This is a genomic window from Paenibacillus sp. JT22N15 (assembly GCF_059383755.1).
In genome coordinates this window covers 17,964-44,600 of sequence record NZ_JBXENV010000023.1, presented here as the reverse complement: position 1 = coordinate 44,600, position 26,637 = coordinate 17,964, and the positions used below count along the sequence as shown (strand labels likewise).

Genomic DNA, 26,637 nt, shown 5'->3' with positions numbered 1-26,637 from the left:
ATGCAACAGGCGCCATTACCTTTACGGGAAACACCCTCGGCCTCAGTCGTTCCGAGGTGTCTGGCATACCCGGAACTGCCGACAGCATTGGCGCATTCACTACAACCAATACCGCCCTGCGATATGGCACCTATCCTTTTGGCACCACGGATAATTATCTGCTCAACAGCTCGTCAGCCGTCCTGAATCTTCCAGCAGGAAGCACCGTGCTTTACGCAGAGCTGATCTGGGGCGGCACTTACGTCAACGGCACCACCAATCTGACGGCAGCCATTAATAATTCGGTGTCCTTCGCCACCCCCTTGGCCACCTCTGACGTATCGCCTGACTCGGCTACTAGCAACATCTTTGATCTGGGCGGAGGGGCGCTTGGATATGTGAGAACGGCAAATGTGACCTCGCTGGTTCAGCAGGGCGGTGCAGGAACCTATACAACGGGACGGGTCGTAGGCACCCTGACGATCAGCAGTGATCCAACCGCCAACAATGCCGGATGGACACTCGGCGTCATTTATCAAAATGCCTCCCTTCCCTTTCGCAATATGTCTCTGAGGGCAGGGGCCATTCTCGTTCAAAGCACCTCATCAGCTGTTAATACTACACTTACTGGATTCTCTACGCCTGTATCTGGGGCTCTTGGAGGTAGAGCGTTATTCAGCGCTCAAGAGGGGGATGCCAACCGAAACGGTGATCAGGCGCTGTTCGGCCCTACAACTGCAACCTTGGTTGCTTTGTCGGGTACGAACAATTTCGCCAACAACTTTTTTGCCTCCCAGATCAATAATAATGCCGGCGCGTTGGATACAACGGGCACCTTCGGGAGCCGAAACCAGACCAACGGTGCGCCTGGAAGCAATATTGCGGGAGGAAGACAGGGCTGGGACATTACCAACGTGGATATATCGGCCAGATTGGTCAATAATCAGACCTCGGCTGTACTTCAATTAACGACCTCTGGCGATGCCTATGTCCTGAATGCCAATGCCCTGCAAATCGATATTAACGCACCGAGAGTCGGTGTGACCAAATCGGCTAATGTATCCGGCTCCCTGACCGGTGATACGATTCGTTATACCGTTACCGTCACCAATACGGGAACAGCCAATGCCACCGATATGATTGTGACCGACAGCCTTCCGGCCGGATTAACCTTCGTTGCGGGCAGCGTCACGGTTGCGGGTGCTGCAAGGCCGACCAACGATATTACGGCTGGCGTACCGGTCGGTACTTTAGCGCCAGGTGCCTCTATTGCCGTGGCCTACAGCACACGGGTAACTTCCATGCCCGGCACACAGCTGCTCGTCAACACAGCCAGTGCCTCCTTCAATTTCCAAAGCATAGCCGGAGGCCCGATCACACCTGCTGTTATACCGTCAAACGGCGTCACGGTCCCCGTATATTCGCCGATTCTAGCGATGAAAAAAACAGCAAGCACAGCTAATGCAACTGTGGGAAGCACCGTCACTTACACGATTGTTGTGACCAACTCAGGCAATATCGCTGGCACGACAACCGTAACGGACCCGATACCTGCGGGCACTTCGTTTGTGCCGAACAGCGTGACCGTGGGAGGTGCGACCGTGCCGGGAGCCAATATTGCTGCAGGGGTTCCGGTTGGCTCCATTCCGGCAGGCGGCTCGGCCACCGTCACCTTTCGGGTATTGGTTCAAAATCTGCCCTCTCCTCCACAGCTGGTAAACCAGGCTACCGCCGCGTATACGTTCACGGTTCCCGACGGCCGAGCCTCTTCCGGCTCGGCAGCCTCGAACACCGTAACGTTGCCTGTTGCCCTGCCGAATGTAGCAGTCGTCAAAAGCGCCAGCGTACCTGATGCTTCTGTCGGAGAGGCTTATACCTATACCGCAATAATAGCCAACAATGGCACTGATCCCGTCACGAATGTAACTTTGACCGATGCCATGCCGAGCGGTTCTGTTCTTGTAGCCGGCAGCGTGACCCTGAACGGAGCCCCTCAGCCGTCGGCTAATCCTGCAAGCGGCATTGCTATCGGCACTTTGAATGCGGGCAGTTCAGCAACCATCACCTTCCAAGTAACATCATCATCGCTGCCCTCTCCGACTCAATTTGTCAACAGAGCTTCAGTCGCGTACAGCTCCGGAGCATTCAGCGGTGTATCGCTGTCCAATACCGTAACCATTCCGGTCTATCAGCCGATTGTACGTACAGTGAAATCGGTGAACCGGAACGTTGCCACCGTTGGAGATACTTTAACTTATACGGTGTTCGTCTCAAATACCGGCAATTTGGCTGCACAAGCGACCTTAACGGATACGCTTCCGGCAGGCACCTCCTTTGTGCCTGGAAGTGTCACGGTTAACACGGTTTCCGTCCCGGGGGCTTCTCCGCTAGCGGGTATTTCTCTCGGCTTGATTGCGCCCGGCAGCTCCGTTCCTATTACATTTCAGTTCCTTCTGAGCACGCTGCCCTCACCGCCACGGCTCGTGAATCAGGCAACAACGTCGTATTCGTATCAATTGCCAAGCGGACGCTCATTTACAGGCTTTACAGCTCCGTCCAATGTTGTCGATATCCCGGCCACCTCACCTAGTGTGACTGTAACCAAAGCGGTTAACAGCACGATTGCCACCATAGGCGATATTCTGACGTATACGATATCCGTCACGAACAACGGTGTAGAAGCGGTAACTAATGCTGTATTTTCAGATAACCTTCCCTCCGGAACGGTTTTTGTAGCGGGCAGTATCGTCGTGAACGGCACAGCCTTGCCTAATGCAGACCCCAGCGGCGGCATACTGCTTGGAACCATTAACGCTGGGAGTATCGTGCCGATCAGCTTCAACGTCCGTGTGGCAGCCGTTGCGTCAACTATCCCGGCACTGCTCAGCAATCGGGCTAATGTGAGCTTTACTTCAGGGAGTTTTACCGGATCCTCCTCCTCAGCGCTGGTCACAACGGCCGCTTACCTCCCCGTCATTAACGTGGTGAAAAGCAGCAGCGTCAGTACATTAACTGTAGGAGACACCTTTACGTATACATTAACCGTCAGCAATACCGGCAATTATCCGGCTGAAGTTCGATTAGAGGATGCGTTGCCTCCTGAGGTTGTGTTTGTGCCCAATAGCGTTGTCATTAACGGATTTCCGAATCCGGGTGTCGATCCACTTACAGGCATCGCTCTGGACACGGTGTCCGCAGCCGAAATCAACGTCGTCAGCTTCTCGGTTATCGTCGTTTCCTTGCCGAATCCACAGCAGCTTGTCAATCAGTCGAATGCGCTCTACACCTATACCCTGCCTGACGGCAGAATGTTTGCGAAAAATTCCTTATCCAACACAGTTACAATCTCTGTATCCACACCCAATGTATCCGTGCTCAAAAGCAGCAGCAGCTCATCAGTAGCCAGCGGCGACACGCTCACCTATAGCGTACTGGTCGCCAACAATGGTTTAGCTCCAATTAACAATGCGGTCATAAGCGACATGATGCCTCAGGGCACCAGCTTTATTTCCGGGAGCGTGTTTGTAAATGGTGCGTCCGTACCACTTGCAAATCCGGCTATCGGCATTCCAATCGGTACATTAGCCCCCAGCGCTTCTGCTACCGTAACCTTCGAGGTGATGGTCAACATGCCAGCTCCATCCGTAATTTCAAATCAGTCCACGGTCAGCTTTACTTCTGGCGCTTTCTCGTCAACGTCCCAATCCAACAACGTGAATACGCCAGTTACGCAGCCTGTCATCAATCTGGTGAAAACTTCGGATACGACCAACGCTTCTGTTGGAGGCTCGGTTACATATTCCGTCGCTGTTTCCAACACAGGCAATCTGGCCGCACAGGTCACCTTGACCGACATCCTGCCTAACGGCACAGCCTTTATTCCGAACAGCGTGGTGGTTGGAGGCTTGCCTGTGGCTGGAGCTGATCCTGCTACAGGCATTCCAGTAGGGTCTGTGGCTGCCGGGGCAACGGTCCTTGTCACCTTTAGTGCGCTGGTGACTTCCCTGCCGAGTCCTCAGCAGCTTGCCAACCAGGCCGCAGCAGCCTACACCTTTGTACCGCCAGATGGACGTACACTGTCAGGCAGCGCTTTGTCCAATACATTAAGTATTTCTGTGTCCGCCCCCAATGTTTCGATAGTCAAAAGCTCCACGACGGCTAATACAACAATCGGAGACACGGTTCCCTATTCCGTCAGCGTGACCAATACAGGTATTGCGTCAGTAACCAACACCATATTTTCGGATCCTACTCCCGAAGGCTCGTCCTTCGTACCAGGCTCGGTTACAATCAATGGCGTACCAAGCTCTGCCGCTGTTCCAGCCGGCGGGATTCCACTCGGAACGATCGCGCCGGGAGCAACGGTTATCGTTACCTTTAACGTCCTGGTGGATTCACTCCCACCATCCGGCTCGCTCATTAACCAATCGTCTGCAACCTTTACTTCTGGAGCTTTTTCGGGATCAACCTTCTCCAACGTCTCAGTAACACCAATTAACCAGCCGATTCTGACGGCCGTGAAATCAGCAGGCGTTGTCGCTGCAACAGTAGGCGATACGCTGAATTATACAATAGCCGTTACAAATTCCGGAAACTATAGCGCTTCGGCAACCGTCACGGACACCATCCCGACAGGGACCTCCTTCATTCCGAACAGCGTTATCGTGGGCGGCGTGCCTCAAGCTGCCGCTTCGCCTTTAACAGGAATCCCTATCGGCGTCGTTGCACCAGGAGCAACCGTTCAGGTCATTTTCTCTGTCCTTATCGAATTCCTTCCTACGCCGCAGCAGCTTCTAAATCAAGCCACAACCAGCTTCGATTTTACGCTGCCTGACGGGCGTCCGTTCAGCAGCTCTGTAACCTCCAACACGGTTGTAGTAAGCGTAACGGCCCCTAACGTTTCTATTGTCAAAGCCACGACTACCACCGCTTCTACGGTTGGCGATACCATTGCGTACAGCATCAATGTGACAAATAACGGAATTGCAGCGATCAGCAACACGCTGCTTACCGATCCGATTCCTGTAGGTACGGCTTTGGTTCCGGGAAGCGTAACCGTAAACGGAGTATCACAGCCTGCGGCAGTTCCAGCTGCCGGCATACCGCTCGGCGATATTGCGCCTGGAGCATCTGTACCAGTGACCTTCAGCGTAACGGTTAATTCGGTTCCGAATCCGGCTTTCGTCAACAACCAGTCGTTTGTCAGCTTTACTTCTGGTGCTCTCTCGGCTACGGCCTTCTCTGACAATGTAGTCACGCCTGTGTTTCAGCCTGCTTTGTCCGTAGTCAAAACCGTCAGCAGCACGAATGCTACTGTTGGAGATACCATCGTGTATACATCCACGATTACGAACTCAGGGAATATTGGCGCAACGACAACTTTGACTGACCCGATTCCGGCTGGTACGACACTTGTTCCGAACAGTGTATTGCTGAACGGCTCCGGCCTGGCCGGCGCTGACCCTGCTGCTGGCATACCGCTTGGCGTGATTGCGCCTGGAAGCCCTGCAACGTTAACCTTTTCGGTTGTGATCACTTCACTTCCGCCAACCCAGCAGCTGGTGAACCAATCCACAGCCGGCTTCAGCTACACCTTGACAGATGGCCGCAGCTTTACAGGATCCGCCCCGTCAAATACAGTCACCTCAATGGTTTCCTCGCCTAATGTGACTGCTGTGAAAAGCACAACCTTTACCGCAACGACAATTGGCGACATTGTACCTTTTACGATTACTGTAACCAACGCCGGGATTGAAAACGTTACGAATGCCATTTTGGTTGACCCGATACCTGCCAATACCTCGTTTGTTCCGGGCAGTGTTAGCGTTGACGGCGTGCCTCGTCCTGGCAGCAATCCAGCATCCGGCATTCAGCTTGGAACGATAGCTCCTGCCGGCAGCGTTGAGGTTACCTTCAGCGTCACAGTTACAACCTTGCCAACGTCTGGCTCCTTCAGCAACCAAGCTACCGTCAGCTTCACTTCCGGCGCGTTCTCAGGTACATCCTTGTCCAACATTGTCACACTGCCTGTAGCTCAAGCGATAATTGGCGTACTAAAGGGCTCCAATGTGACTGTCGCTACGGTAGGCGATACAGTCATTTACTATTTGAACATCACTAATACTGGAAATACGGCGGCAACCGTTACGCTCTCAGACCCGGTGCCCGCAGGCGCCGAATTTGTCCCCAACAGTGTCATTATCAATGGCATGCCCCAGCCCGGAGTCGATCCTGACCAGGGCATCGTAGTCGGAACAGTTCCGCCAGGAGGTACGATTACCGTTACGGTAACCCTGCAAGTGACCATTGGATCGCTGCCATCACCACAGCAGTTGGTCAACTCGGCCGTAGCCACCTTCTCCTTCTTGCTTCCCGATGGAAGAACCGGTACCGGCTCGGCTCCATCCAATACGGTCGTCATTCCGGTTTCCTCTCCAGATGTCAGTGTGGTTAAGAGTACGCCTGCCATTGATGCCGTTTCTGGAGATACTATCACTTATACGATTCTTGTGACGAACAACGGCATTTCTACTGTCAACAATGTCGTCGTTATTGACCCGATTCCAGTCGGCAGCACCTTTGTCGCAGGCAGCGTCACCGTGGACACCGTATCGTTTCCGGCAGCAAATCCTTCTGTCGGCATAGCCGTCGGTTCAATAGCAGCAGGTGCCACGTCTACCGTTACCTTCCAGGTGACTGTATCATGACGCCCGGCACAGCCAAGGAAGAAAGCCTGCTAAACCAATCCCGCATCCTCTATAGCGCAGGTGGAACGGAATTTGTTACTTATTCCAATACGGTGAACACACCCATCGTAGGCCCTGTCATCACCCTAGTCAAAAGCTCTGAATCATCTCAGGCATTTCCTGGCCTCCCGGTCATTTTCGCTGTATCCATAACTAATTCGGGCAATCGGGACGCAGATATTGCCATCTATGATTTGCTGCAAGAAGGAACTGAATTTGTCCCTAACAGCGTACACCGGGATGGCATTCCGCTTCCGGGCGCCAATCCCGTGTCCGGTTTGCACCTTGGCAGGCTCGGCCTGCATCAGAGCATTCACATTACCTTCCAGCTTATGACCGCCCTGCAAATGACCAGCGAGCAACTGAGTAACCGAGTGCGGGCAGATTATACATTCCAGACGACCAATGGGCGGCTCGTCGAGGATAGCGTTTTTTCCAATACGGTCACACTTCCTGTAGTCCGAATCGGCAAGCCGGAGATTACGATTACCTTTTCGGTGAACAAAACCCGCGCCAGTCCGGGGGAAATCCTTCGTTACACCGCACGTGTAGCCAACATAGGAGACGTCGCCGCAGATGTTCTCCTGCTATCCACTATTCCGAGCGGCACGCTCTTCGTCCGCAACAGCATTACCTTAAATGGAATCATGCAAAGCGGGGAGCTTGTGGCCATGGGCATCGCACTAGGATCAGTTGCCCCCAGAACCCAGTCTATCGTAACCTTTGAGGTGATGGTCACAGGCAGCAATGCTGTATCACCAGGGCAGCTTTTAATCAACGAAACCCGCACAGAAGGCACCTATAGAAGCTCTGACGGCAGCGTTATACGGCTGGAGCCCTCGGTATCAAGCACCGTTTCAACAGAGGTATGCTGTCCGCTCTTTCAACTTGAGGTTAGCACGAATCCCTCTATCGTAGAGCCCGACGCTGTTGTTAATTATACCGGCCTGCTGACGAATTCCGGGAATTGGGCTGCTGATGTTACGCTGACCCGCCTTACGATCAGGCAAACGGTTCTAGTGCGCGGGTCCATCCTCATAAATGGGATACCCTCCGCAGATCCTGACGCCTCTGGCTCCATTAATATAGGGAATGTATCGCCCGGAAGCACAGTTCAAATCTACTATCAGGCTAGGGTAAGCTCGCTGGTAACGAGCCCTGTACTGCAAGGAATAGCCACAGCTCAATATGCGTATGAACTGAACGGAGTTCAGCACAATGGAGAAGCGGCCTCCAACGGTAATGTGATTTACATTGAATACTCGTATGAATGAGGAGCTTGGGCACATGAACTGTTCCATATGTAAAACAATCATTGCAAAAACAAGCTGGAATTCAGGCTATTGCCAGAATTCCAGCTTGTTTTAATGAAGCTACCGCTTCGCCTTATAAAACTCATGATCAAACGTCATGAGTGTTCTCTGCTCAGTCCGCGAGACCTACTCCAACTAATGCCCTGCCCTTCTCCTTTCTCCCTCCTCACTCCTTGCATCAGGATTAGTCGCACGATCCAGAAACAACGTTGAATTGATGACCAGATTAACATCAGGCCAAGTCCGTGCCAAAATCCGCCAACCCCGCTTATTCAGCTGTAATTCATCAATCGCTTCATACATGATTTGCCTCATGCCTACGGCCGTACGAACAGCTACGAGAGGACTTTGGGATGAACGAGCTATTTGTTCAAGCACCGCCAGCTTATTTTGCACGAGACTAGCTACAAAGATCCGGCTATAGCAGCTGTAATCGAACTCTGCCCCATCTTTCATCATGACATTCACTTTCGTTCCTAACCCCATTTTTTCGAGAAAAGAGCACGAGGTTTCACAGGCCGCTGGGTCGATATCAAGGCAGATGACCTCCACATCAGCTAATAGATGAAGAATAATCGCGCTAAGCGGCATCGGCCCGCTGCCAACAAATACAATCGGCGAATTCTCTATCTGACCATCTTGCCGATTAAACGGACGCAGGGTGGACAGCTCCTCGCTAACTAAAGCCATATAAATCGTCCAGTAGGGCAGCTGTGTGACGATATCCATTGCGGCAGCCTCCGCCCTGCAAATATGCTGAGAATCAGCCAGCTCTACTTGAAATTCGGCTTTTGACAGCTTATCCTGCAGCATTCGCTGGTTCATGACCATATATTCATCGCTTAGAACAGCCTTGATTTCTTCGGGCGAGTAGCAAATGCGCAATTGCTGTGAAAGGCGCCCGATCATGTTCGCCACCCGTAGATTGGCAGGAGAAAGATCCTCTTCTTTTTGAAGAAGCTCATTTATTTCACGAATAAAATCGATAAAATCATCAACCTTTTGAATGCTTGGCGCTCTCGCTGTATGAATAGTAGTATTTGTAGAAAAGTCCTCCATTTGCCCAATTCCTCCTTCAATCTGCATCCGCGTTCCCACTTCGAATATATTCGAATGGTTAGCAATGTAGACGAAGGTTAGGACTGGGTATTCAGCAAATCATCTTTAGGAAACGAACCGACGCTCATCAAATATGAAGAGTCGTCGCCAGCCGCATGCTGCATGGCCGCACAGGTCAGCATTGCACTTAGACGCACTCCTGCTTCGCAAGCAGTCGTTTTTTATCCACCTTTCCATTTGAATTAAGCGGGAATTCCTGCAGCTCGACAAACTGCTTAGGGATAATCGAGGGCGGCAGCCTCTGAAGCAAAAAAGCTCGCAGTTCGGTTACCGACACCGTTGCCGCTCCCGGCTGCGCCAAGCGATAATAAACGATCAGCTTTCCTCCTTCATCTTCCGGTGAAAAAAGGACAATAGCGGCTTGAATCGCCTGATGAGCTTCAACTGCTTTACGAATTGTTTCAGGATGAACGAGTATGCCATTAATTTTCAGCTGATCGTCGACCCTGCCGGCATATTCGACTAGCCCCTCTGGCAGCCATTTGCCAAAGTCTCCGGTACGGTACAACATAGCTCCTTGTTCGAAGGGGTTCGGAACAAATCTTTGCTTTGTCAGCTCCTCGCGCTGCAGGTATCCCATAGCCAAGCCTTCTCCGGCGATGCAGATTTCCCCAATTACACCGATCGGGCATAGCTGCATGTGTGAATTAACGATGTATATGCTTGTATTTCCAATCGGCTTGCCAATCGTTACAGGCAAGCCTTCCTTCAGCTCGGTGGTTACGGACACGACCGTCGCCTCAGTCGGACCGTAGTGATTAAAAACCCGATATCCCTTGTGCACAAGACGATCCTTCAGCCCCTGCTCAAGGGCTTCTCCTCCGGAAATGACAATTTGCACGCTAGCGAGCCGCTCTCCTTCCGACAGCAGCCGATTGAGCAGCGTAGGGACAAGATGAATAACCTGTACCTGATGCTTGTCAATAAACTGCCGGAACGCGCGCTGATGCACCAACAGCTCGGTTTGAATCAAAACGACGCTGCCACCCCCTAGCAAGGTGCAAAAGATCGACTCTACCGATGCATCAAACGTCAAGTTGGCGGCTAGAAGCACACGAAGCGGCGCCTCTCTGCCATATTGGGCGTTAAACCAAGCTGCATAATTGACGACGTTCCGATGCCGGATCATCACCCCCTTAGAGGCTCCCGTCGTTCCCGATGTATAGATGATATACGCCAGAAGTTCTGAATCGGTCGACGTGTTAAAGCTCTTCTCAAAATCCGACTCGTCCGAGTAAGACGAAGCCTCATATGGGTTCAGCGTCTGGAGTCCCTGCAGCGGCGTGCGAGAGATCGCGATTTGGGCTTTGCAGTCTTCCAAAATGATACGGTTATGCGCCTCCGGTGCACGGAGATCGATGGGCAAGTATGCGGCGCCCGCTTTCAATATCGCCAATAAACCGATCAGCATTTCCGGCGTGCGGTCGGCCGTAATGGCAACGATCTGTCCCTTGCCTGCTCCCCTCTTGCGCAGCGATGCAGCAAGTCTGCTGGATTCTCTCTCCAGCTCCCCGTAAGTCAAGCTGCCAGCGTTTGAAACAACCGCTATGTGCTCCGAATGCAGCGCCGCGCGTTCCGAGAACAGTCCGTGTATCGTCCTCTCCCGTGGAAACGCAAGCGTAGTCTCGTTGAAGTCCCTTGCGAGCTGAATATATTCATCGGCTAGCAGCATGGGTACATCCCTAAGCAGTTGATTGCGCTTGTGAAACATCGCCTCCTCCAAGCTGGCCACATGGGACTTGAAACGCTCCATAGAAATACTTTCGTGCAAATGCCCATTCCATCTCGCATCGTCATACACGATTTGTTCTAGCTCATCCTGCCATTCCGAGGAACATCGCTGCGGAGAAGCTTTAATAACCTCGTTTATTGAAGGAATGCCAAGCATGGCCTCCAGCCGCTGCAGCCATTTTTCAACCGTTTCGTCCACAGAGCAGTCTAGTTCCAAAAAAGTCCTATTGCCGGAGTCTGGTTCTTCTGGAGCTTTGCCAGTTCGCTTGCAGCTCCACAATGGCGGGCTCCCTTGCTCCTCCACGTACAGCTGAAGCTGCTCGGGCTCGTGGTATTTCACCAGCACAAGCCCCCAAGCCAGCCGTAAACTCGTTAATTGTACACTATCATGGCTAGCGAGCGTCATCGACATCTGCCCTCCCTTGTAGAAGGTTTTAGTAGAAGGATTTGTCAGCTTAATCTTCTTCGTTGCAGAGCTTCGAGCATGGAGGCAAGAACCTCCTTCTCTAGCTTGCAAATCGTTTGCAGCCCATTTCCGATTTCCCTTGAAATCCCTGTCGGTCACAGCGTGCCATCACATCTTCGTCGCCATGCGCACCAGCTAACCCTTCGTCTCAGCTGTATGCAGCAGCTCAAGAAAACGATCAGCTGCATTCGGAAGCAGCGCCTCGCTCTCCTGATGGTTCTCAAGCCGGTTCTGTAGACGATCCCATATCGGCAGCGCCGGCTGAAGCAAAACCCTTGTAGCGAGATTGACCGTCACTCTCCAGTCGTCTATATACTGAACAATGCTTTGCCTCAGCTCCGACACGGCCTCTCCTTCTCCTAAAGGCAGCGGCGCAGCATCCACCATTCGGATAAAGCCGTACAGCCGATGATGGAAATGGCGCGTTGCCTTCAGGATCATACATTTGCGCAGCACCGTCTCCTCCGAGGCCAATAATCGCTGTGCAAAGTTGCTTAAGTAGAAGGAATCCGCCTTGAGCATGCGGGATACGTAGCCAATCGCAGAAGCATCCGTCACCTGAAGCATGCCTGGCACAAACCTCTGATACGGCAAGCCCAATGCATCATGGGCCGTCTTTAGTGCTGTCCGATCCATCCCCCCGCAAAACGCGGGATGATCGTCGAAGATCAAGTAGCTTCCGTCCGGCAGAAGCTCACGGACAACAATGTAGTGTCCTGCATGCTCTTTGCCGTAAAATACCTTCGCATGCGGCATGTAGAACAGATCGCAAGGGAGCAGTACCAGATGCCCGCTTCGCAGTGCCTCATCGATCCAGTTGTTTTCATAACTCCGCTCAATTCCATAGTGTGCAAGGAGCTGTTCCTCCGTAGCCAGCACCCGGCTCAAATCTACCTCCTCGCCTTCCTCGTCCCATACCGGCTTGAACGCCCAGCGGTCTATCATTGCCGCATAAGGGTGAATGCCTGGATAGAGGGTAAGCAGCTTGTCGATGGAGCAATCCACCCACGCGAGATTCATGGCTGCAGCTTTCCGCAAATGCTATCGACCATATGCTGCAAGGTGGCAAAATTTTCGAAAAGCAACTCCTCGTCCTCAAAGACGATATCAAAATTCGTTTCGAACGCTACAACAAGACTCATCGAAGCAAACGAGTCCATCCCATAGCTTGCCAGCTCATCATCTGGCGCGACATCTTCCTCCAGTTGAAGCTGTTCCTTGATTTGCGACTGCACATAACCCGCGATATGTTCCTTGGTCCATTCCGTACCGTTCATAATGGATCTCCTTTCTAGGCTTAGAATGCGATTAGCTTGTTCATGCCAAATCCTCAGGCTTCCTGCCAAACAAGGTGCCTCCTATAATATCTTTCCTATAACGGCTCAAGGTCCATCTCTCTGTAATTCCAGCAGGCCGCTCCCCCCAAGACCGGAAATACGACATATAAAGCTGGATATGACGAAACATCATCCAATCGGGTATATGGCGCTGAAGCTCTGCTGAGACGGTCCGGCAAACGGTATAGCCTTCCAAAAAATCATGCAGGAATAACTCCGGAGACCAACTGCTCTCACTCGCCCGGCTATGTTCCGCCAAACCGTAATATAAGGCGACCGCAATGTCGCTCGCATAATGATGATGCGTCAACCCGTCGAAATCGAACATTACGATGCCTTCGCCGGTCCAATGAAAATTGCGAGGATGCATATCGTTGTGGATTAAACCGAACTCCCCCGTACGCTCGGGAATCAGTCTTACTTTGGTTATCCAGGTGTCAGCCGCCGATCGAAGCTCCGGGAGCGAGCTGAGGGCACACAACTCTAACGTTGGCAGCAGCTCGGATTCCTCCCAGCTGGGACGAGTCCATTCGGGCTGCTTCGGCTCATACAGCTCGGCAAGGCTGTGCAGCCGTCCCATGGCCATCCCCCATACTTTGTAAAGCTTGGGGCCATAGTGGCCGGGACCGACGCGCTCGCCCTCTGCCCACTCGAAAGCATACGCCCAGTATCCCGAGCTTCCGCCACTTCCTTCGCCGTCCACTTTGCCGTCAATGGCATCCATGCCATTCATGCTATTGATGCTGCCGCTGATGTTTTCTACGTATTGCCCGCTCCTTGCAACGATGGGCCTAGCCACGGAAACGCCATGAGAGGCAACAAATTGAATAAAATCGATTTCTCCCATCAGCTGTTCCCGAGTTCGACGGCTTTTCCGGGTCATTTTTAAAATAAATTTGCGACCCTTCAATTCCCATGCGTATACTCCGCTCTCATAGCTCTCCAGCGGAACGAATGCGACCCGTTCTAGAGCGAAGCGTCCGATCGCTTCTTGAACGAGTCTGTTGTCGTCTTGTACAAACAAATTAGCTTTCATCGGCTGGCAGTTCCTTGTTCCTCGTCTACCGCTTTCAGCAGATCACACAGCAATTTTTCGTGCTCGTCAAGAAGCAGAGTGAATCGATCCTGCAGCAGGCCGATCTTATCGCGCTGGACGGATAAGCCAACCTTGTATAACTGCATCAGTGCTTTGCGCCATTTCTCCCGCAATCCTTCCACGCGGTATAGAAGCTCTTGGCCCTCTTGTGGCCATCGCCCTTCATAGCGCCCGATATATGCAGCAAGGTATTCAAGCTGATGAAGCATCCCCCCGACCCGGAAGCAATAATACACGTTCCGGCACACAGCAGAGAACGCCGGAGCATCTAACGCAGGCAGCTTAGCGTAGTCCCTTACATACATACGGTAGGCAAGACTGCCTTGGTACCTTTGGTCAGGCAATTCTAAGCCTTGATTAAATGAGCGAATGTTTTGGAGCACCTCATTAAATCGTTCTAAGCCTGAGAAAAGCTTCTGCTCCGCATCAGTCTCGAACCAAGCGTACCCCCATAATCCTCTTCGCAGCGCATCGACCGTCAACACTCCTTCATAGGTAGTGACATGCCCCGCCTGATCGAGAAAGGAGCTGTCGCCGATCAGCACCGAATCGCTGCCATCGTCCCAGCCAAGCAGAAGGACAAGGTGATTTCTCTCTTCTCCGTCTCTGAATACCTCATGGTAGTCGAGCGATGTCGTACGTATAAACAGCAGCGGCATGCGGCCTCGCAGCACAGCCTCCCGCAGGCGCAGCAGCGCGGCACCCGGATTCAGCTCCACCTCGAACGAGGCATGCGGCTTAAGTCCGTAAGTTTGGGCGAATCGTTCTACAATGTCCTGCTGAGACGCAAGCCAAACCCTGTTCAGATCGCCGTAGTACTCCAAATTCTGCCCGTTCGTCTCGAAATAAATATCCGCTTCATCGCTCTCCGCTGCCGCTTCCGGCCGTTCTCGCTCCAAGATGTGGTACAAACCGGAGAACAAGCAGTGCAGGCCCGCGCGTATGGCAAAAGGTTTTTTATGCTTAATGTCCATTTCCATGGGTTGTGGCCTCCTTTACCGCCGGCGAGAGTCTCGCAGGTTCCCCATTTCCTCTTACATAGGGGAGAATGTACTCGCCGATGCGCAGCTGTTCATCGGGCCCCGCGAGCCCGCTTAGAATAAAATAGTCTACGCCTAGCTGTTGGAACTTCCGAATCGACTGCCGCACCTCCTCGTACGATCCGACGATGGAAAACCCGTTTGATGTATTCAGCTGCACGAGTCCTGCCCATAAGTGCTCGGATACTTTTGCCATCGGGTCTGCATAATGCGCTTTGTAGCTCTGAATCCCTGCAGCATCGCAATTATTGCGGAACAGCCGGTTCGTGCGCTTCTCTAAAGCGCTCGCTCCGCCAAGAAAACGCTCTGCTGCGGCCCAAGCCGATTCAGTCGTCTCTCTGGCTATAATATCGATCATAATGCCGCACTTAGGACGATGCAGACTTGCCTTAGGGATATATCCACGAAACGTTTCAAGCCGATTGCTGACAACCGGATAATCATGCCCGTACGTTAAATAATGGTGTCCGCTGGCAGCCGCGATTCGCATAGCCTCTGGGGAGCTGCCGGAAATGAACACGCTGCCGCGAGCAGGCGGCTTCGGATTCAGCTCTCCTTGATTTACCTCGAACCATGAGCCTCTAAAGTGGACAGTCCCGCCTTCTTGCAGCCGGTGAAACAGCTCTACAAATTCCTTCGTCCGCTCATAGCGCTGCTCGTGGCTAAGCGCTTTCGTCATGCGCCCCATCTCAATGGCCGAGCTGCCGGTTACCACATTTATATCCGCTCGGCCGCCAGTAAGCAGATTTAATGTGCTTAGCGCTTTTGCTGCTGCCGTTGGCAGAATATAGCTCGTATTTTGCGCGATCAGAAATCGCAGCTTCCCGGTTCGCTCGGCCAAATACGCGGCAGCAAGCCAAGGGTCCATGTATTCGTTCGCGTTGATCAACAATACGGAATCAAAGCCGTACCCTTCGGCCGCTCTAGCCTGCTCCGTTATCCGCTGAAGGTCACCGTGCGGAAGCATCCAGCAAAAAGCCATTTCGCTCACTCCTTCGAAGGCTGCATCTCCTTGTATTTCGAGATCAGCTCCCCGATTTTTCGCATCGTGGAGACGTTTTCCGTCAATAAATCTTCATCATCGATCATCAGGTCAAAATATTGCTCCAGCTCGACCACAAGCTCGACCACAAGAACAGAGCTTAAATACTGCTCCGTTAAATCCGCATCCTCTCCAAGCGCCACCAGCAGCTCCGGCTCTAGGTTCAGCAGCTTCGCCAAAATATTCACGATATGTTCCTTATTGTCCAGCATGAACAATCACCCCGCTTTGCTCTTCCGTATATCTGCCGTCGATGACGAGCTTGCCCGAGAGCAGATGCCTTTTCTCTTTAAATTCCTCCCAGCTGGTAATGATCGCGATAACCTCGCTCCCCGAAACCAGCTCCTCCATCGTTTGCGCATAAGAAATGGGCAGTCCATAAGCATGGTCGAACGCCTGCATCGATAGCGGGTCATAAACAGCGATGTTCAAATATCCCATCCCGAGCATTAGACGTATGATTTCGAAAGAAACGGCGCCGCGTACATCGTCGCTGCCCGGCTTGAATGAAAGACCCAGAAGACCAATCTTTCGATTCTTATCGTGTCCGGCAGCAGCGGCAATCCGCTCCGCCATTCTCATCTGTGCCTTTTGGTTCACGTCAACCGCAGCCTGCAGCAGACCAGCTTGTTCGCCAATAGCGGAAGCATGATGAATCATTGAAGCGATGTCCTTAGGCAAGCAATACCCTCCGTAACCGCAGCCCGGATACACGTAATCGGTCATCTTGGCCGGCGTGCCTTGCCAGCGCTTGTCCTCGTGAAGCAAATCGAACGCCTGAGGAATATCGATGTCGCCAGTCCGCTCTGCAATCATCGCCATCTCATTCGCGAAACTGATCAGCGTGGCTAGCAGCGAATTGGACATGTATTTAACAAATTCGGCGGCTGTGGCTGATACGCGGCGGACGGGAGCATCAAAGCCCAAAGCATACAGCTCCGCAAGCATCCTTCCGCCGATCGGCTCAGCTTCCCCAATGACGATCCGGTCTGGCTCCATCACATCGCGCCACGCCGAGCCTTCTCTTAGAAACTCCGGGTTTGCTGCTAGGCCGACATGTTCCCCAGGGCGTAATCCGAACTGCTCGAGCAGAGGCGCAATTACGCGGGAGGTCGTACCCGGCGGTACTGTGGACTTTATGACCAGCACGCGAAACCGTCCGTCCGACAACACCTCGCGGCTTGCCTTCAGCCCATCCAGCAAAGCGTTCAGGTCCGTGCCGCCATCGGCAAGAGCGGGAGTGCCAACGCAGTAAAAAATATATTCCGCCCTGCGCAAAGCTTCTTCAAGCGTATCGCAAACGATGAATCGATTGCCCAGATAGCGGCCAAGATGCTCCTGCAGCTCCGGCTCGTGAAACGGGATCTTTCCCGCTTGGTACAGCTCCCTTTTGTTCGAATCGCAATCGTATGCGAATAGGGTACAGCCGAGACGATGGGCAAGTCCAAGCCCGGTCGTTAGACCGACGAAGCCTAGTCCGATCACCGCGATCATACGGAGATCAGCTCCTTCTGCAGAAACCTCAAGTAACGTCTGACTCCTTCGGACACTTCAATCTCGGGCCGGTAACCGAGCACACCCCGGGCTTTGGACAAATCTGGACAGCGCCTGGACGGGTTATGCAGCAAGTAATCCTTCTCCGGGGAGGCAGCGTAGTGGATATCGCCCGTGTAGCCTTGCAGCTCGGAGGCAGCCTCACGGTATATGCCAGCCAACTGCTCAACGGACAGCTCGCCGCCGTCCATGCCGATATTAAAGCAGTCGAATTCGTCATGCAGCAGGACGCGGAGGTAGCCGTCAATTGCGTCGGCAATATAGCAAAACGTCCGGGTCGGCTTGCCGTCCGAATGAATCACAATCGGTTCATCCCGGAGCACAGCAAGCGCAAAGTCGGCAGGCACCCTGCGGTCCATAAGCGACATGCCGGGACCGAAATTGTTGAACGGCCGCACAATACGGACCGGCATGCCGAATGTCTGATGATAGACGTAGCACAACGTCTCGCCCATTCGTTTCGACTCATCGTAGCATGCGCGCGGTCCAATGCTCGGCACATGTCCCCAGTACGACTCAGGGGTCGGTATGAAATTCGGGTCCGGATCGCCGTATATCTCGCTGCTGGAAAAGAACAGAAGGCCCTTCAGCGGGCGATGCTTATAGAAGTCGAGCAGCCGCTGCAGTCCCATGACATTCGCTTCAATCGTTTCCACTGGAAACTGCCGATAAAACGTGGGCGAGGCGATGGAGGCCATATGAATGACGTAATCCGCGCACTCGGCACCCTGTACAAGCTCAAGGCTGTCTCTGGCAATATCGAACGTGTGCGCCTCAATATCCTGATGCTCCGCCACTAGGGAGGAAAGCCACTCCGGGATGCCGGAACGGAATGTATCGAGCAGCAGCAGCTTGTCATAGGCATAGCCCTGACGCTTCAGATGGACGAACAAGTGAGTCAGGTAAAAGCCGATAAAGCCGCCGCCGCCGGTAATCAGAATCCTCATGCCGGCGAAGCAGGCTGGGTTGACCATTTTATCTTGGATATACGCCATATCTTCCTGCATGATCGGATTATTCATCGCATCCATAGACGCTTCAGCCCCTCCCTTAATTGTCGTGCCAGCGCTTCCAGGGGGCTTCCCCAGAAGCCCAAAGGCTCTCGAGATACTGCTTGTCGCGCATCGTGTCCATGCAGTCCCAGAACCCGTCGTGTCTGTAAGCCATAAGTTGTCCTTCCTCAGCCAGTCGTGGAAGGACGTCGCTTTCAAGCACATCCGTATCGTGACCGATATATTCAAGCACGCCTGGCTCAAAAACAAAAAAGCCGCCGTTAATCCAGCCACCGGTATCGGCCTTCTCCTTGAAACAGACGACCTGATCGCCTATCAGATCCACGGTGCCAAATCGGGCGCGGGGCTTGACGAGCGTGACCGTGGCCAATTTCCCATGGGATTTGTGGTAATCGAGCAAGCTCTTGACGTCGATATCGCCCACTCCATCCCCATAGGTCGTCATGAATGTATCATCGCAAAGCTGATCCCGAAGCCTGTGCAGCCGCCCGCCCGTCATGGTGCTCAGTCCTGTATCGAGCAGATGCACCGTCCAATCCGGCTGCCTGTGCCTGACAATATCGACGCTCGCTTGGCTCATATGGATGGAGAAATCGTTTTGCAAATACATATAATTGAGAAAATATTGCTTGATCATTTCCTTCTTATAGCCTAAAGCGATAATAAACTCATTGAAGCCGCAAGCATCGTAAATGTTCATAATATGGCATAAAATCGGCATGCCTCCGATCTCTACCATCGGCTTCGGCCGCAGAACCGTTTCTTCACCCAGACGGGTACCGAAGCCGCCGGACAATAAGACGACCTTTGTTTTCTCCATCTCCGACGCTCCTCTGTTATGAACTTGTATCATGTAATGGTCATGCTTTTGGCGTCCTCGCTGCTATGGCGGTTTCTTGGCATTCGCAGCCCGTAATTGGGCATACCTGACTCGATTCGACTCGACTAGGCTCCACACCGCACCCCCACCGCTAGCTGCTCGCGCTGGAGTAATTGCGGATGGCTACGTTCCACAGCTTCCGCGAGAGGAATAAAAACAGCAGCGGAGCGATCAGGAACCAGACCATATGCACCCAGGTCAGCCGGTCGAGCACGAACAGCGGCGGAAAATTAGTAATGACAAACACCGGGAACAAAAACGTGCCTGCATGCCGAACCGAGCGGCCATATATGTGCATCGGCACATGGTTCATATCCCATATGGCGGTTGACATCTGATTGACCGCCGCCGTCTGTACCGTCCAGAACGAGATCAAGGATGGCATCAGGAAGATGGCATATTTGAGCACGATGCCGAGGAAAATGAACAGCAAAAACATCACTACCCGCGAAAGTGTGACCGGAATGCCCATGCGCGACCAGGCAAGGATAATCATCCCTGCCCCAGCCACCACGTTTGTAAATGAAAAGCCGAAGTCTACATTGCGAAGCGTAGCGATAAACTGCAGCGAAACCGGCTTTGTGATGAGCAGATCCAGCGTGCCGTTTCGAACATGATTGCTCAAATTCATGAAGTTCGAATAAAAGAAAAGACAATAAAAGCCCGTCATCATCGTAAAGGACCCGACAAACATCATCATCATATCCGGTGTATAGCCGTTAATGACGACCCCGACGCGGAACGCAACCATCACATAAAGCAGCTTGATGAATAAATAAGCGATTTCGATCGTGTTCGCGAACAAAAAATTGATCCGGTATTCCATCTGGGCGATAAAGCAGTTTTTGACGAAAACCTTGTAGATCAATGCGTATTTTTTTAATGTCTTTAACAAGGGGCCTACCCTCCCACCGCAATATACTTCGTGAGACCCTGCCTCCACAGCAAGGTCGAGAGCGCGGCGAACACCCCAATCCAGACCAACTGCATCATTACCCCGGCAGCAATCTCCGGGCCGGTCAACATGCCGCTGAGCAGACGGATGGGAAAATAAATCACATAATTGAATGGCAGCGCCAGCAGAATAGCCTTGGTAACCGGGCCGTAAATATCCAGCGGGAACAAACCCCCGCCCGCAATATTGGCGAGCAGCGCAAACGTCCGAAACGCGCCATTCGCTTCCGTAAACCAGAAAGCGACGGCACTTAAGCTATAATAGATGAAGAAGTTCAGCATTAAGGCGCTGGGCACGACGCATAGAAACAGCAAAATATGGGACAGGTTGACCGGAAAGTCCAGCCACGCGTTCAGCAGCAGCATGACGATCACCGAAAGGGCGAGTACAACGAGCATTTGCACGCTTTTTTCCCCAAGAAAACAGAAAATCCGGTATGATAAATACCCTATCGGCTTGACGAGGTACTTATTCAATCCGCCGTCCTTGATGTCCCGGGCAATTTCGTACTGGAACGTGGTGCCGATCAGCTTGGACATCAAGACCGCCAGAACGGAATAAGCAATCATCTGGTTATACGAAAATCCGAATACAATTGGTTGGCCCGAGCTAGTAAACACCGCTCTCCAGTAGAAGTACTGAATTAAAATCGGAAAAACCGCGCCAAACAGATTCAGAAAAAAGTTCGTCCGGTATTCCAGCGAATTTTGCACGCCCAGTGAGAAGGTTTTCGAATACATGCTATGCAGTCTCATGCTTCTCACCGCCACTTTGGTACAGCAGGGCGATGCCCTCCTCAATCGGAATATCCTCGATGGTGAAATCAATTACGGGCAGGTGGTCAAGCACCCAGCGCGACATTTTTTTAATTTCCGACTGCTCGAACACGAACTTCACATGTGTATCCTTGAATTCCTTGACCTCTCCGACTTGATTCAGCACCCATTCTTCAACGGGCTCGGAAAGCACCAGCTTCATAATTTTTTTATGCCCAAGCCTTTCATTGACCTCATTCAGCCCACCGTCAAATACGATCCTTCCGTGGTTGATGATAATGGAGCGATCGCACAGTTCCTCAATATCGTGCATGTAATGGCTGGTCAGGACGATGGTCGTTTTTTTGTCGCGATTGTAATATTTGAAAAACTCCCTTATTTTGCGCTGCGAAATAATATCGAGACCGATGGTCGGCTCATCTAAGAGGAGGATTCTCGGCTTATGAATGAGAGCGGCAATCAGCTCCATCTTCATCCGTTCGCCTAGCGACAATCTGCGCACCTGCACCTTCAACAGCTCCTTCACGTCAAGCAGCTCGGTCAGCTCTCCCAGCGTCCGCGCATACTCCGCATCGTCCACCTCGTAGATGCATTTGTTCAGAAACAGCGACTCATTCGCAGGCAGGTCCCACCATAGCTGATTTTTCTGTCCCATGACGATGGAAAATTGCCGTTTAAATTCGTTTTTCCGCTCCCATGGCGTGTAGCCGAACACTTTGGCGCTGCCGCTCGTCGGATGCAAAATGCCCGACAGCATCTTGAGCGTCGTCGTCTTGCCGGCACCATTGGGCCCGAGGAACCCGACGACCTCTCCCTCCTCGATGCTAAAGGAAATATCCGACACCGCATGTTTCGTTTGCTGCTCGCGGCGGAACAAATTTTGGATCGAACTTTTAAGTCCCAACTCCTTCTTATGGTAAGTGAAGGATTTGGATAAGCCGTCAACCTCAATGATCATCCCTGTTGTCTCCTTTACTTCATACGTTCCTCGACATGGCGCTTGCGGTACACAGCGTCCGCATGAATCCGCTCCTGGAATCTGACCCGCTCCAGCGATTCACGAAGAAGCTCGCGACTTCCTTTGCCATTGCCAGTCCCAGTCCCAGTCAAGACGCTGTCGCGGAAATACTCCAGCTGCTTCTCGTAATAATGCTGCCGATCAAAGCTTATGCTGCCGAGCGGACGGCCGGTTCCGGGCTCCTCGATCTTAATCGTGATTTTATATCTCCCGACGTTGGCGCGAAAAAAATCGTTTACTACCAGGGCAGCATGCTCCAGCCTCAACACATGCCGCGTGCGGTAAGGGCGTTCGAAGGAAGCCGACAGTTCCGCAGCGAACCCGCTGGCATAGGCGAGCGATGCGTCGAATGACCAGTCGCAGCCCCGCGGACCGTCAAACTCTGACTCCGCTTTCAGCTTCGTGGGCTTGGCTGCCTCAAAGCCAGGCAGCTGCTGCAGCGTTTGCAGCCAGTAGCAGCCAAGGTCGGCGAAGACGCCGCCGCCTCGGCCCGGATCGCAGCGGTAGCTCGTCAACGGCAGATCGCGCATCGGTATATGCATCTCCGTGCGCATCTGCAGCAGCTTGCCATAACGCTGCCCCTGAATCAGCTCCCGGAGGGCGCTTTGCCACGGGTGATGCTGGATCATCAGCCCCTCCAGCACGACCGCCGATTGGCCGGCTAGCCGCTCCGCAAGCTTTGCGCACTCACCCGCATTCATCGCGATCGGCTTCTCCACGAGCACGTGCTTGCCCGCCTCGACCGCGCGCAGCACCCATTCGGTATGAAGATCATTACTCAGCGCGATATACACGGCGTCCACATCCGGGCTTGCCAATACGTCCTCAAGCTGCTCAAATACGCGCGGGATGCCGAATTCGGCGGCTAGCGCCTCCGCTCGCGACCTAGTACGGTTGGCAACGCCCACCACCCTAATGCCTCCGACGAACGGTAGCGGCTGGAATACCGCCCTGCGAACGATCGACGCGCAGCCGATGATGCCTAGAGCTAAAGTTCTCATGTTGTCATCAGCTCCTATATGTGCTTTAGCGCCGAGACGCCATGCAAATAAAGCACATTGCACTTGGAGCATGCCGGGGTCAAGCCGTTATTGATGGTTTCACGAAGACGATCGTATTCCTCAGAATTCCATATTTCCTCAAGGCTTTTTTCTTTTAGATTGCCAACCGTGAACTCGGAGAAAAATTTGCAGGCCGAAATGTTTCCCGTCGGCGTTACGTCAATACGTGTAGCCAGCGCCAGACAATCGGTCGCACAGCGGCTGGTCATGACCTCGCCTGTGACGAAACGCTCAATTTCGTCAAATTCGAGCCCCGGCTGGTAGCGCAGACGGGTGTGCCAGACACGCTCGTTCATTTTGCGAAGCTGCTCCAGCAGGGAGGGAAGATGATGCGGCTCTATCCGGTATTTGAAGGCGTGCCAGCTGCTCTTCTCTCCCTCTTCAATATGGCGCAGCCAGTCAAATTGCTCGCGAAAATAATCATCCATCGCAAGCGACGTATCCTGAGCAATGTACCAGGGGAACGTCAGCAGCACGAGATCAATTCCCCGCTGCTCGAAGCTCTCCATCAAGTCGTATAAATAATAGATGTTTGCGTTATTAATGACGCAATGGACCGAAATCCGTCCATGGAACCGGCCCTCCGATCGAAGCGCCAGCAGCTGGTCGATGCCTTTCATCACCTTGCTGTAAGAGCCCTTTCCCCGGATGAGATCGTGATCCTTCTCAAACCCTTCCACGGCGATAAGCAGCTCCAGCTGTTCAGAAATACGCAGTATTTGCTCCATATATTGATCGAAGAGCAACCCATTCGAGCAAATCGTGACCTCTCGGGGATCCTCCTCCAGCATCGTCAAAATGTCGCCGAACTGCCGGTGGAACATCGGCTCGCCGCCCCACAAATACAAGCGGGATTTCGCCTGCTTCGTATCCTCGAACAACTGTTTCACAATGGACACGTCGATATCCAAATTTTGCTCAGCCGTTTCCATCTGATGATGGTAGCCATCCTCGTTCCATTGGTAGCAATGCTTGCAGCGCAAATTGCAGCGGTTGGTCAGCTTAATGGCGACAACCTCGGGAAGCTCCGTCTTGTATTTCGGGTTTTCCCTCTTCTGCCTCATCGGGATTGCTGCGTTTCGAATCGTTCGCTTTAGAATCTCGAACGATTTCTCATCCATTCGGATATTTGTTTTAGGCTGCACGCTTACTTCCCTCCCCTTAAGCTCAGCAGAGACTTCTGCGCGGAGCGAGCCTCTACCGTCTCAACTTTGGTAAGGCCGCTCAGCGCGGCTTCTCGTTATAATACAAGCAGCAGCCCGGACAAATAGAGAACAGCTGCTTGCGCAAATAATCCCTGTACTGCTTGTATTTCGTGCCGTTCCAGATCTCCTTTAAGCTGAGCTCATTGACGTTCCCAAGCGATAGATCGTAGAAATTGTGGCAGGAGGTTACCTCGCCTCTAGCACTCACCTCCGTGCTGATCCATGGAAAAACGCAGCGCTTCTTCATATTGGTAACCTTGGACCATTCCGCATTAAAATAATGGCGGATATTTTCCTCGCTGATTACCTTCGGATACGCATTGAAGTACATGCCGTGCTCCGCACAGTGGCGCTCGATTCGCTTCAACTGCCGGCATAGCTCCGCTGCATCGACTTCCGCGAACTGCGCAGGATCAGCGATGAAGCCTCTGGCAATCGGCGCGGCGGCAATATCGAAATGCTCCCGCAGCACGCCTGCGTAGTGATCGTAGCGCTCCCGGGTGACATACTGCTGCAGCTCGACGCTAATACAATCCAGCATCGCAAGGTCTACGCTTTCAAAGTAGAATCGCTCCAAATGCCTGTAATTCGTCGGCGTGACGGTCGTACTGATGCCAATTTTCGGGTATTCGCTGCCCATCGCTTCCCTAAGCTCATAGAGCTTGCGGATGCCTTTCATTGCTTTGCGGAAGACGCCTGCTCCCCGCTGTGCGTCATTAATTTCCTCAGGACCATCAAGCGACACCCAAATGCGCTCTGGCGGAAAGGCCATAATCATCTCCGCATGCCGCTCCAGCAAAGTACCGTTTGTAGGAAAATGTGCTTTGCTCCCCGTTGTATGAATGAGCTCCAATACTTCGTCGATCCATGGGTAAAGCAGCGGCTCTCCCCCGTAAAGCTCATAATAGGGACGTGTATCCTTGCAATCCTCAATAATCCGTTTCACCACGCCGATATCGAGCTTTTTCAGCTCCGGCTTCTCCTTGTAAGAGCCGTTCTCCCCCCACTCGAAGCACATTTTGCAGCGCAAATTGCACGATTCGATCAGCTGCAGAAAAATCCACTTGGGACTGTGCAGGTCTAACGTTTGCGCCGCGGCAGGCGCGGACTCCGTTCTGATTGCCATCATCTCGCCCTCTTCCCTGAGGTTACCGTTCTTCACCCTCAAACGATTCGTTCAAAATAGTCGTCCGTATACGATCTCGTAGCCGCTCGTTTCGCGAGCAGCCGTTCATGAATCGTCGCTAGCGCCTCCTCTGCAAATCCCGCCCGCTCCCAATCCTCATAGGTAATTCCGAGTCCGTGCTCCAGCCATACTTCCAGATTTCTTTTCTCATGCTCGCCGAACGGTTCGAGCATAATGACTGGCGTGGCCGAGGCCAGCGAATCCATCAGCGTCCCCGCACCGGGCTTGCTAATGATGCCCTTGGCCTGACGAATGACATCATAGAGACCGTGATGGGACGGCAGATTGGAAAATGACGGTGCAGTATCCGGCCTAATCTCGCCGAACCTTGGAAATTCATGCTCCCCGGATTCCCCTTTATTCCAAGCCGTCCACTCGGGATCGTTCATGTAATAACGATTGCCCGGGTTCTGCCGCTGGGCCTCCGCCGGCTCATAAGCAACGACATCGAGGGCAAGGCCCAGCTGCGCAAGCTCCGGTATTTTCCCTTGATACGTCCCCATCCCCCAGCCTCCGCCGTGAATGACATACCTCGGCGCTCTACCTGCGAAAGGCAGCGGTTCTCCGTCGCCAACACGAATTTGCAGATGAATAGACAACGTTGACGACGCATACAGCCACACCTCTCGGTAACGGTCCGGATAATCGGGCATATATTTTTTGAGGCTTTTCCAAGAAGGTGACAGATCCGAATCCACATACAGCAGATCCACCTCCAGCTCGGCGGCGGCGGCACCAAGCTTCTCTCTGTACAGCTCCAGGATGTACACCCAATGCCCAGACAAGGAAATAAACCTCCTTCGTCCCTCCGCCGCCCAGCTGTTTAGCAGGTCAAAGATTTTTTCCGGATCGAAGCTGTCCCGAATATCCTTAGGCAGCTTAGTGGCGATTTTCGCAAGTGCGAAATTGGCATGATAAGCCTTCCTGCTGTCTACGATTTTTGCTTGCTTTTCCTTTTGCATGAACCTTTCGAATACCAGCACCTCGGTCGGTATGCCGCGCTGTCTCAATTGATAGTTCACAATTAAACCAGGGTTATAGAAACCAAGACCGAAGCCTGAGCAAAGAATCGTGGTAAAGTGATTGTCCCGATTAGCCCTATTGCCCATCTTATTTTCCT

The 26,637-nt window shown here is 52.8% G+C and carries 20 protein-coding genes; 2 read left to right on the top strand and 18 right to left on the bottom strand.

The features are described 5' to 3' along the window. Positions 1–56 precede the first annotated feature (56 nt). A complete protein-coding gene (locus AC50X8_RS30440) occupies positions 57–6,686 on the top strand; it encodes a DUF7507 domain-containing protein (protein WP_494883309.1) in 6,630 nt (2,209 codons plus the stop codon). Beyond that, entirely contained in the window at positions 6,683–7,999 is a 1,317-nt protein-coding gene (locus AC50X8_RS30435; RefSeq protein WP_056035338.1) for a DUF11 domain-containing protein, read from the top strand. The genes AC50X8_RS30440 and AC50X8_RS30435 overlap by 4 nt, the downstream gene beginning before the upstream one ends. Before the next feature lie 174 nt (positions 8,000–8,173). Here the strand turns inward: AC50X8_RS30435 and AC50X8_RS30430 are convergent, their stop codons facing one another. The 18 genes from AC50X8_RS30430 to AC50X8_RS30345 form a co-directional block, all read right to left on the bottom strand. After that, positions 8,174–9,097 carry a nicotianamine synthase family protein gene (locus AC50X8_RS30430; RefSeq protein ID WP_494883307.1) on the bottom strand — a complete coding sequence of 308 codons (924 nt, stop codon included), beginning with the start codon at positions 9,095–9,097 and terminating at the stop codon, positions 8,174–8,176. Positions 9,098–9,284: 187 nt separating this feature from the next. Then, entirely contained in the window at positions 9,285–11,294 is a 2,010-nt protein-coding gene (locus tag AC50X8_RS30425; protein ID WP_494883305.1) for an amino acid adenylation domain-containing protein, read from the bottom strand. Between the two features lie 195 nt (positions 11,295–11,489). Further along, positions 11,490–12,374 carry a cysteine peptidase family C39 domain-containing protein gene (locus tag AC50X8_RS30420; RefSeq protein WP_494883303.1) on the bottom strand — a complete coding sequence of 295 codons (885 nt, stop codon included), beginning with the start codon at positions 12,372–12,374 and terminating at the stop codon, positions 11,490–11,492. Continuing rightward, complete coding sequence (locus AC50X8_RS30415) at positions 12,371–12,631, bottom strand: acyl carrier protein (protein WP_494862207.1); 261 nt, start codon at positions 12,629–12,631, stop codon at positions 12,371–12,373. The genes AC50X8_RS30420 and AC50X8_RS30415 overlap by 4 nt, the downstream gene beginning before the upstream one ends. Positions 12,632–12,671: 40 nt before the next feature. Continuing rightward, the gene (locus tag AC50X8_RS30410) at positions 12,672–13,727 is read right to left on the bottom strand and encodes a phosphotransferase enzyme family protein (RefSeq protein ID WP_494883301.1); all 1,056 of its coding nucleotides are present in this window, start codon (positions 13,725–13,727) and stop codon (positions 12,672–12,674) included. Then, the gene (locus AC50X8_RS30405) at positions 13,724–14,767 is read right to left on the bottom strand and encodes a hypothetical protein (protein ID WP_056035357.1); all 1,044 of its coding nucleotides are present in this window, start codon (positions 14,765–14,767) and stop codon (positions 13,724–13,726) included. Before AC50X8_RS30405 ends, AC50X8_RS30410 begins: the two co-directional genes overlap by 4 nt. Then, positions 14,751–15,809, bottom strand: coding sequence for an LLM class flavin-dependent oxidoreductase (locus AC50X8_RS30400; protein WP_494883299.1), 1,059 nt, complete (start codon positions 15,807–15,809; stop codon positions 14,751–14,753). Before AC50X8_RS30400 ends, AC50X8_RS30405 begins: the two co-directional genes overlap by 17 nt. Before the next feature lie 5 nt (positions 15,810–15,814). Further along, positions 15,815–16,081 carry a phosphopantetheine-binding protein gene (locus AC50X8_RS30395; RefSeq protein WP_494862213.1) on the bottom strand — a complete coding sequence of 89 codons (267 nt, stop codon included), beginning with the start codon at positions 16,079–16,081 and terminating at the stop codon, positions 15,815–15,817. Continuing rightward, on the bottom strand, positions 16,068–17,363 hold the full coding sequence (locus AC50X8_RS30390; RefSeq protein WP_494883297.1) for a UDP-glucose dehydrogenase family protein: 1,296 nt from the start codon (positions 17,361–17,363) through the stop codon (positions 16,068–16,070). The genes AC50X8_RS30395 and AC50X8_RS30390 overlap by 14 nt, the downstream gene beginning before the upstream one ends. Further along, a complete protein-coding gene (locus tag AC50X8_RS30385; RefSeq protein ID WP_494883295.1) occupies positions 17,360–18,454 on the bottom strand; it encodes an NAD-dependent epimerase/dehydratase family protein in 1,095 nt (364 codons plus the stop codon). Before AC50X8_RS30385 ends, AC50X8_RS30390 begins: the two co-directional genes overlap by 4 nt. Before the next feature lie 19 nt (positions 18,455–18,473). Continuing rightward, a complete protein-coding gene (gene rfbF, locus AC50X8_RS30380) occupies positions 18,474–19,256 on the bottom strand; it encodes a glucose-1-phosphate cytidylyltransferase (protein WP_494883293.1) in 783 nt (260 codons plus the stop codon). A gap of 151 nt (positions 19,257–19,407) precedes the next feature. After that, on the bottom strand, positions 19,408–20,211 hold the full coding sequence (locus AC50X8_RS30375) for an ABC transporter permease (protein WP_056035370.1): 804 nt from the start codon (positions 20,209–20,211) through the stop codon (positions 19,408–19,410). Between the two features lie 5 nt (positions 20,212–20,216). Then, positions 20,217–21,026 (bottom strand): ABC transporter permease, encoded by an 810-nt coding sequence (locus tag AC50X8_RS30370; RefSeq protein ID WP_494883291.1) that lies wholly within the window; start codon positions 21,024–21,026, stop codon positions 20,217–20,219. Further along, complete coding sequence (locus AC50X8_RS30365) at positions 21,013–22,005, bottom strand: ABC transporter ATP-binding protein (RefSeq protein WP_494883289.1); 993 nt, start codon at positions 22,003–22,005, stop codon at positions 21,013–21,015. Before AC50X8_RS30365 ends, AC50X8_RS30370 begins: the two co-directional genes overlap by 14 nt. Positions 22,006–22,019: 14 nt before the next feature. Beyond that, complete coding sequence (locus AC50X8_RS30360; RefSeq protein ID WP_494883286.1) at positions 22,020–23,066, bottom strand: Gfo/Idh/MocA family protein; 1,047 nt, start codon at positions 23,064–23,066, stop codon at positions 22,020–22,022. 14 nt (positions 23,067–23,080) lie between these two features. Continuing rightward, the gene (locus AC50X8_RS30355) at positions 23,081–24,271 is read right to left on the bottom strand and encodes a radical SAM protein (protein WP_494883284.1); all 1,191 of its coding nucleotides are present in this window, start codon (positions 24,269–24,271) and stop codon (positions 23,081–23,083) included. 79 nt (positions 24,272–24,350) lie between these two features. Continuing rightward, the gene (locus tag AC50X8_RS30350; protein ID WP_494883282.1) at positions 24,351–25,457 is read right to left on the bottom strand and encodes a radical SAM protein; all 1,107 of its coding nucleotides are present in this window, start codon (positions 25,455–25,457) and stop codon (positions 24,351–24,353) included. A gap of 38 nt (positions 25,458–25,495) precedes the next feature. Further along, a complete protein-coding gene (locus AC50X8_RS30345) occupies positions 25,496–26,626 on the bottom strand; it encodes a UDP-glucuronosyltransferase (protein ID WP_494883280.1) in 1,131 nt (376 codons plus the stop codon). Between the last annotated feature and the right edge of the window lie 11 nt (positions 26,627–26,637).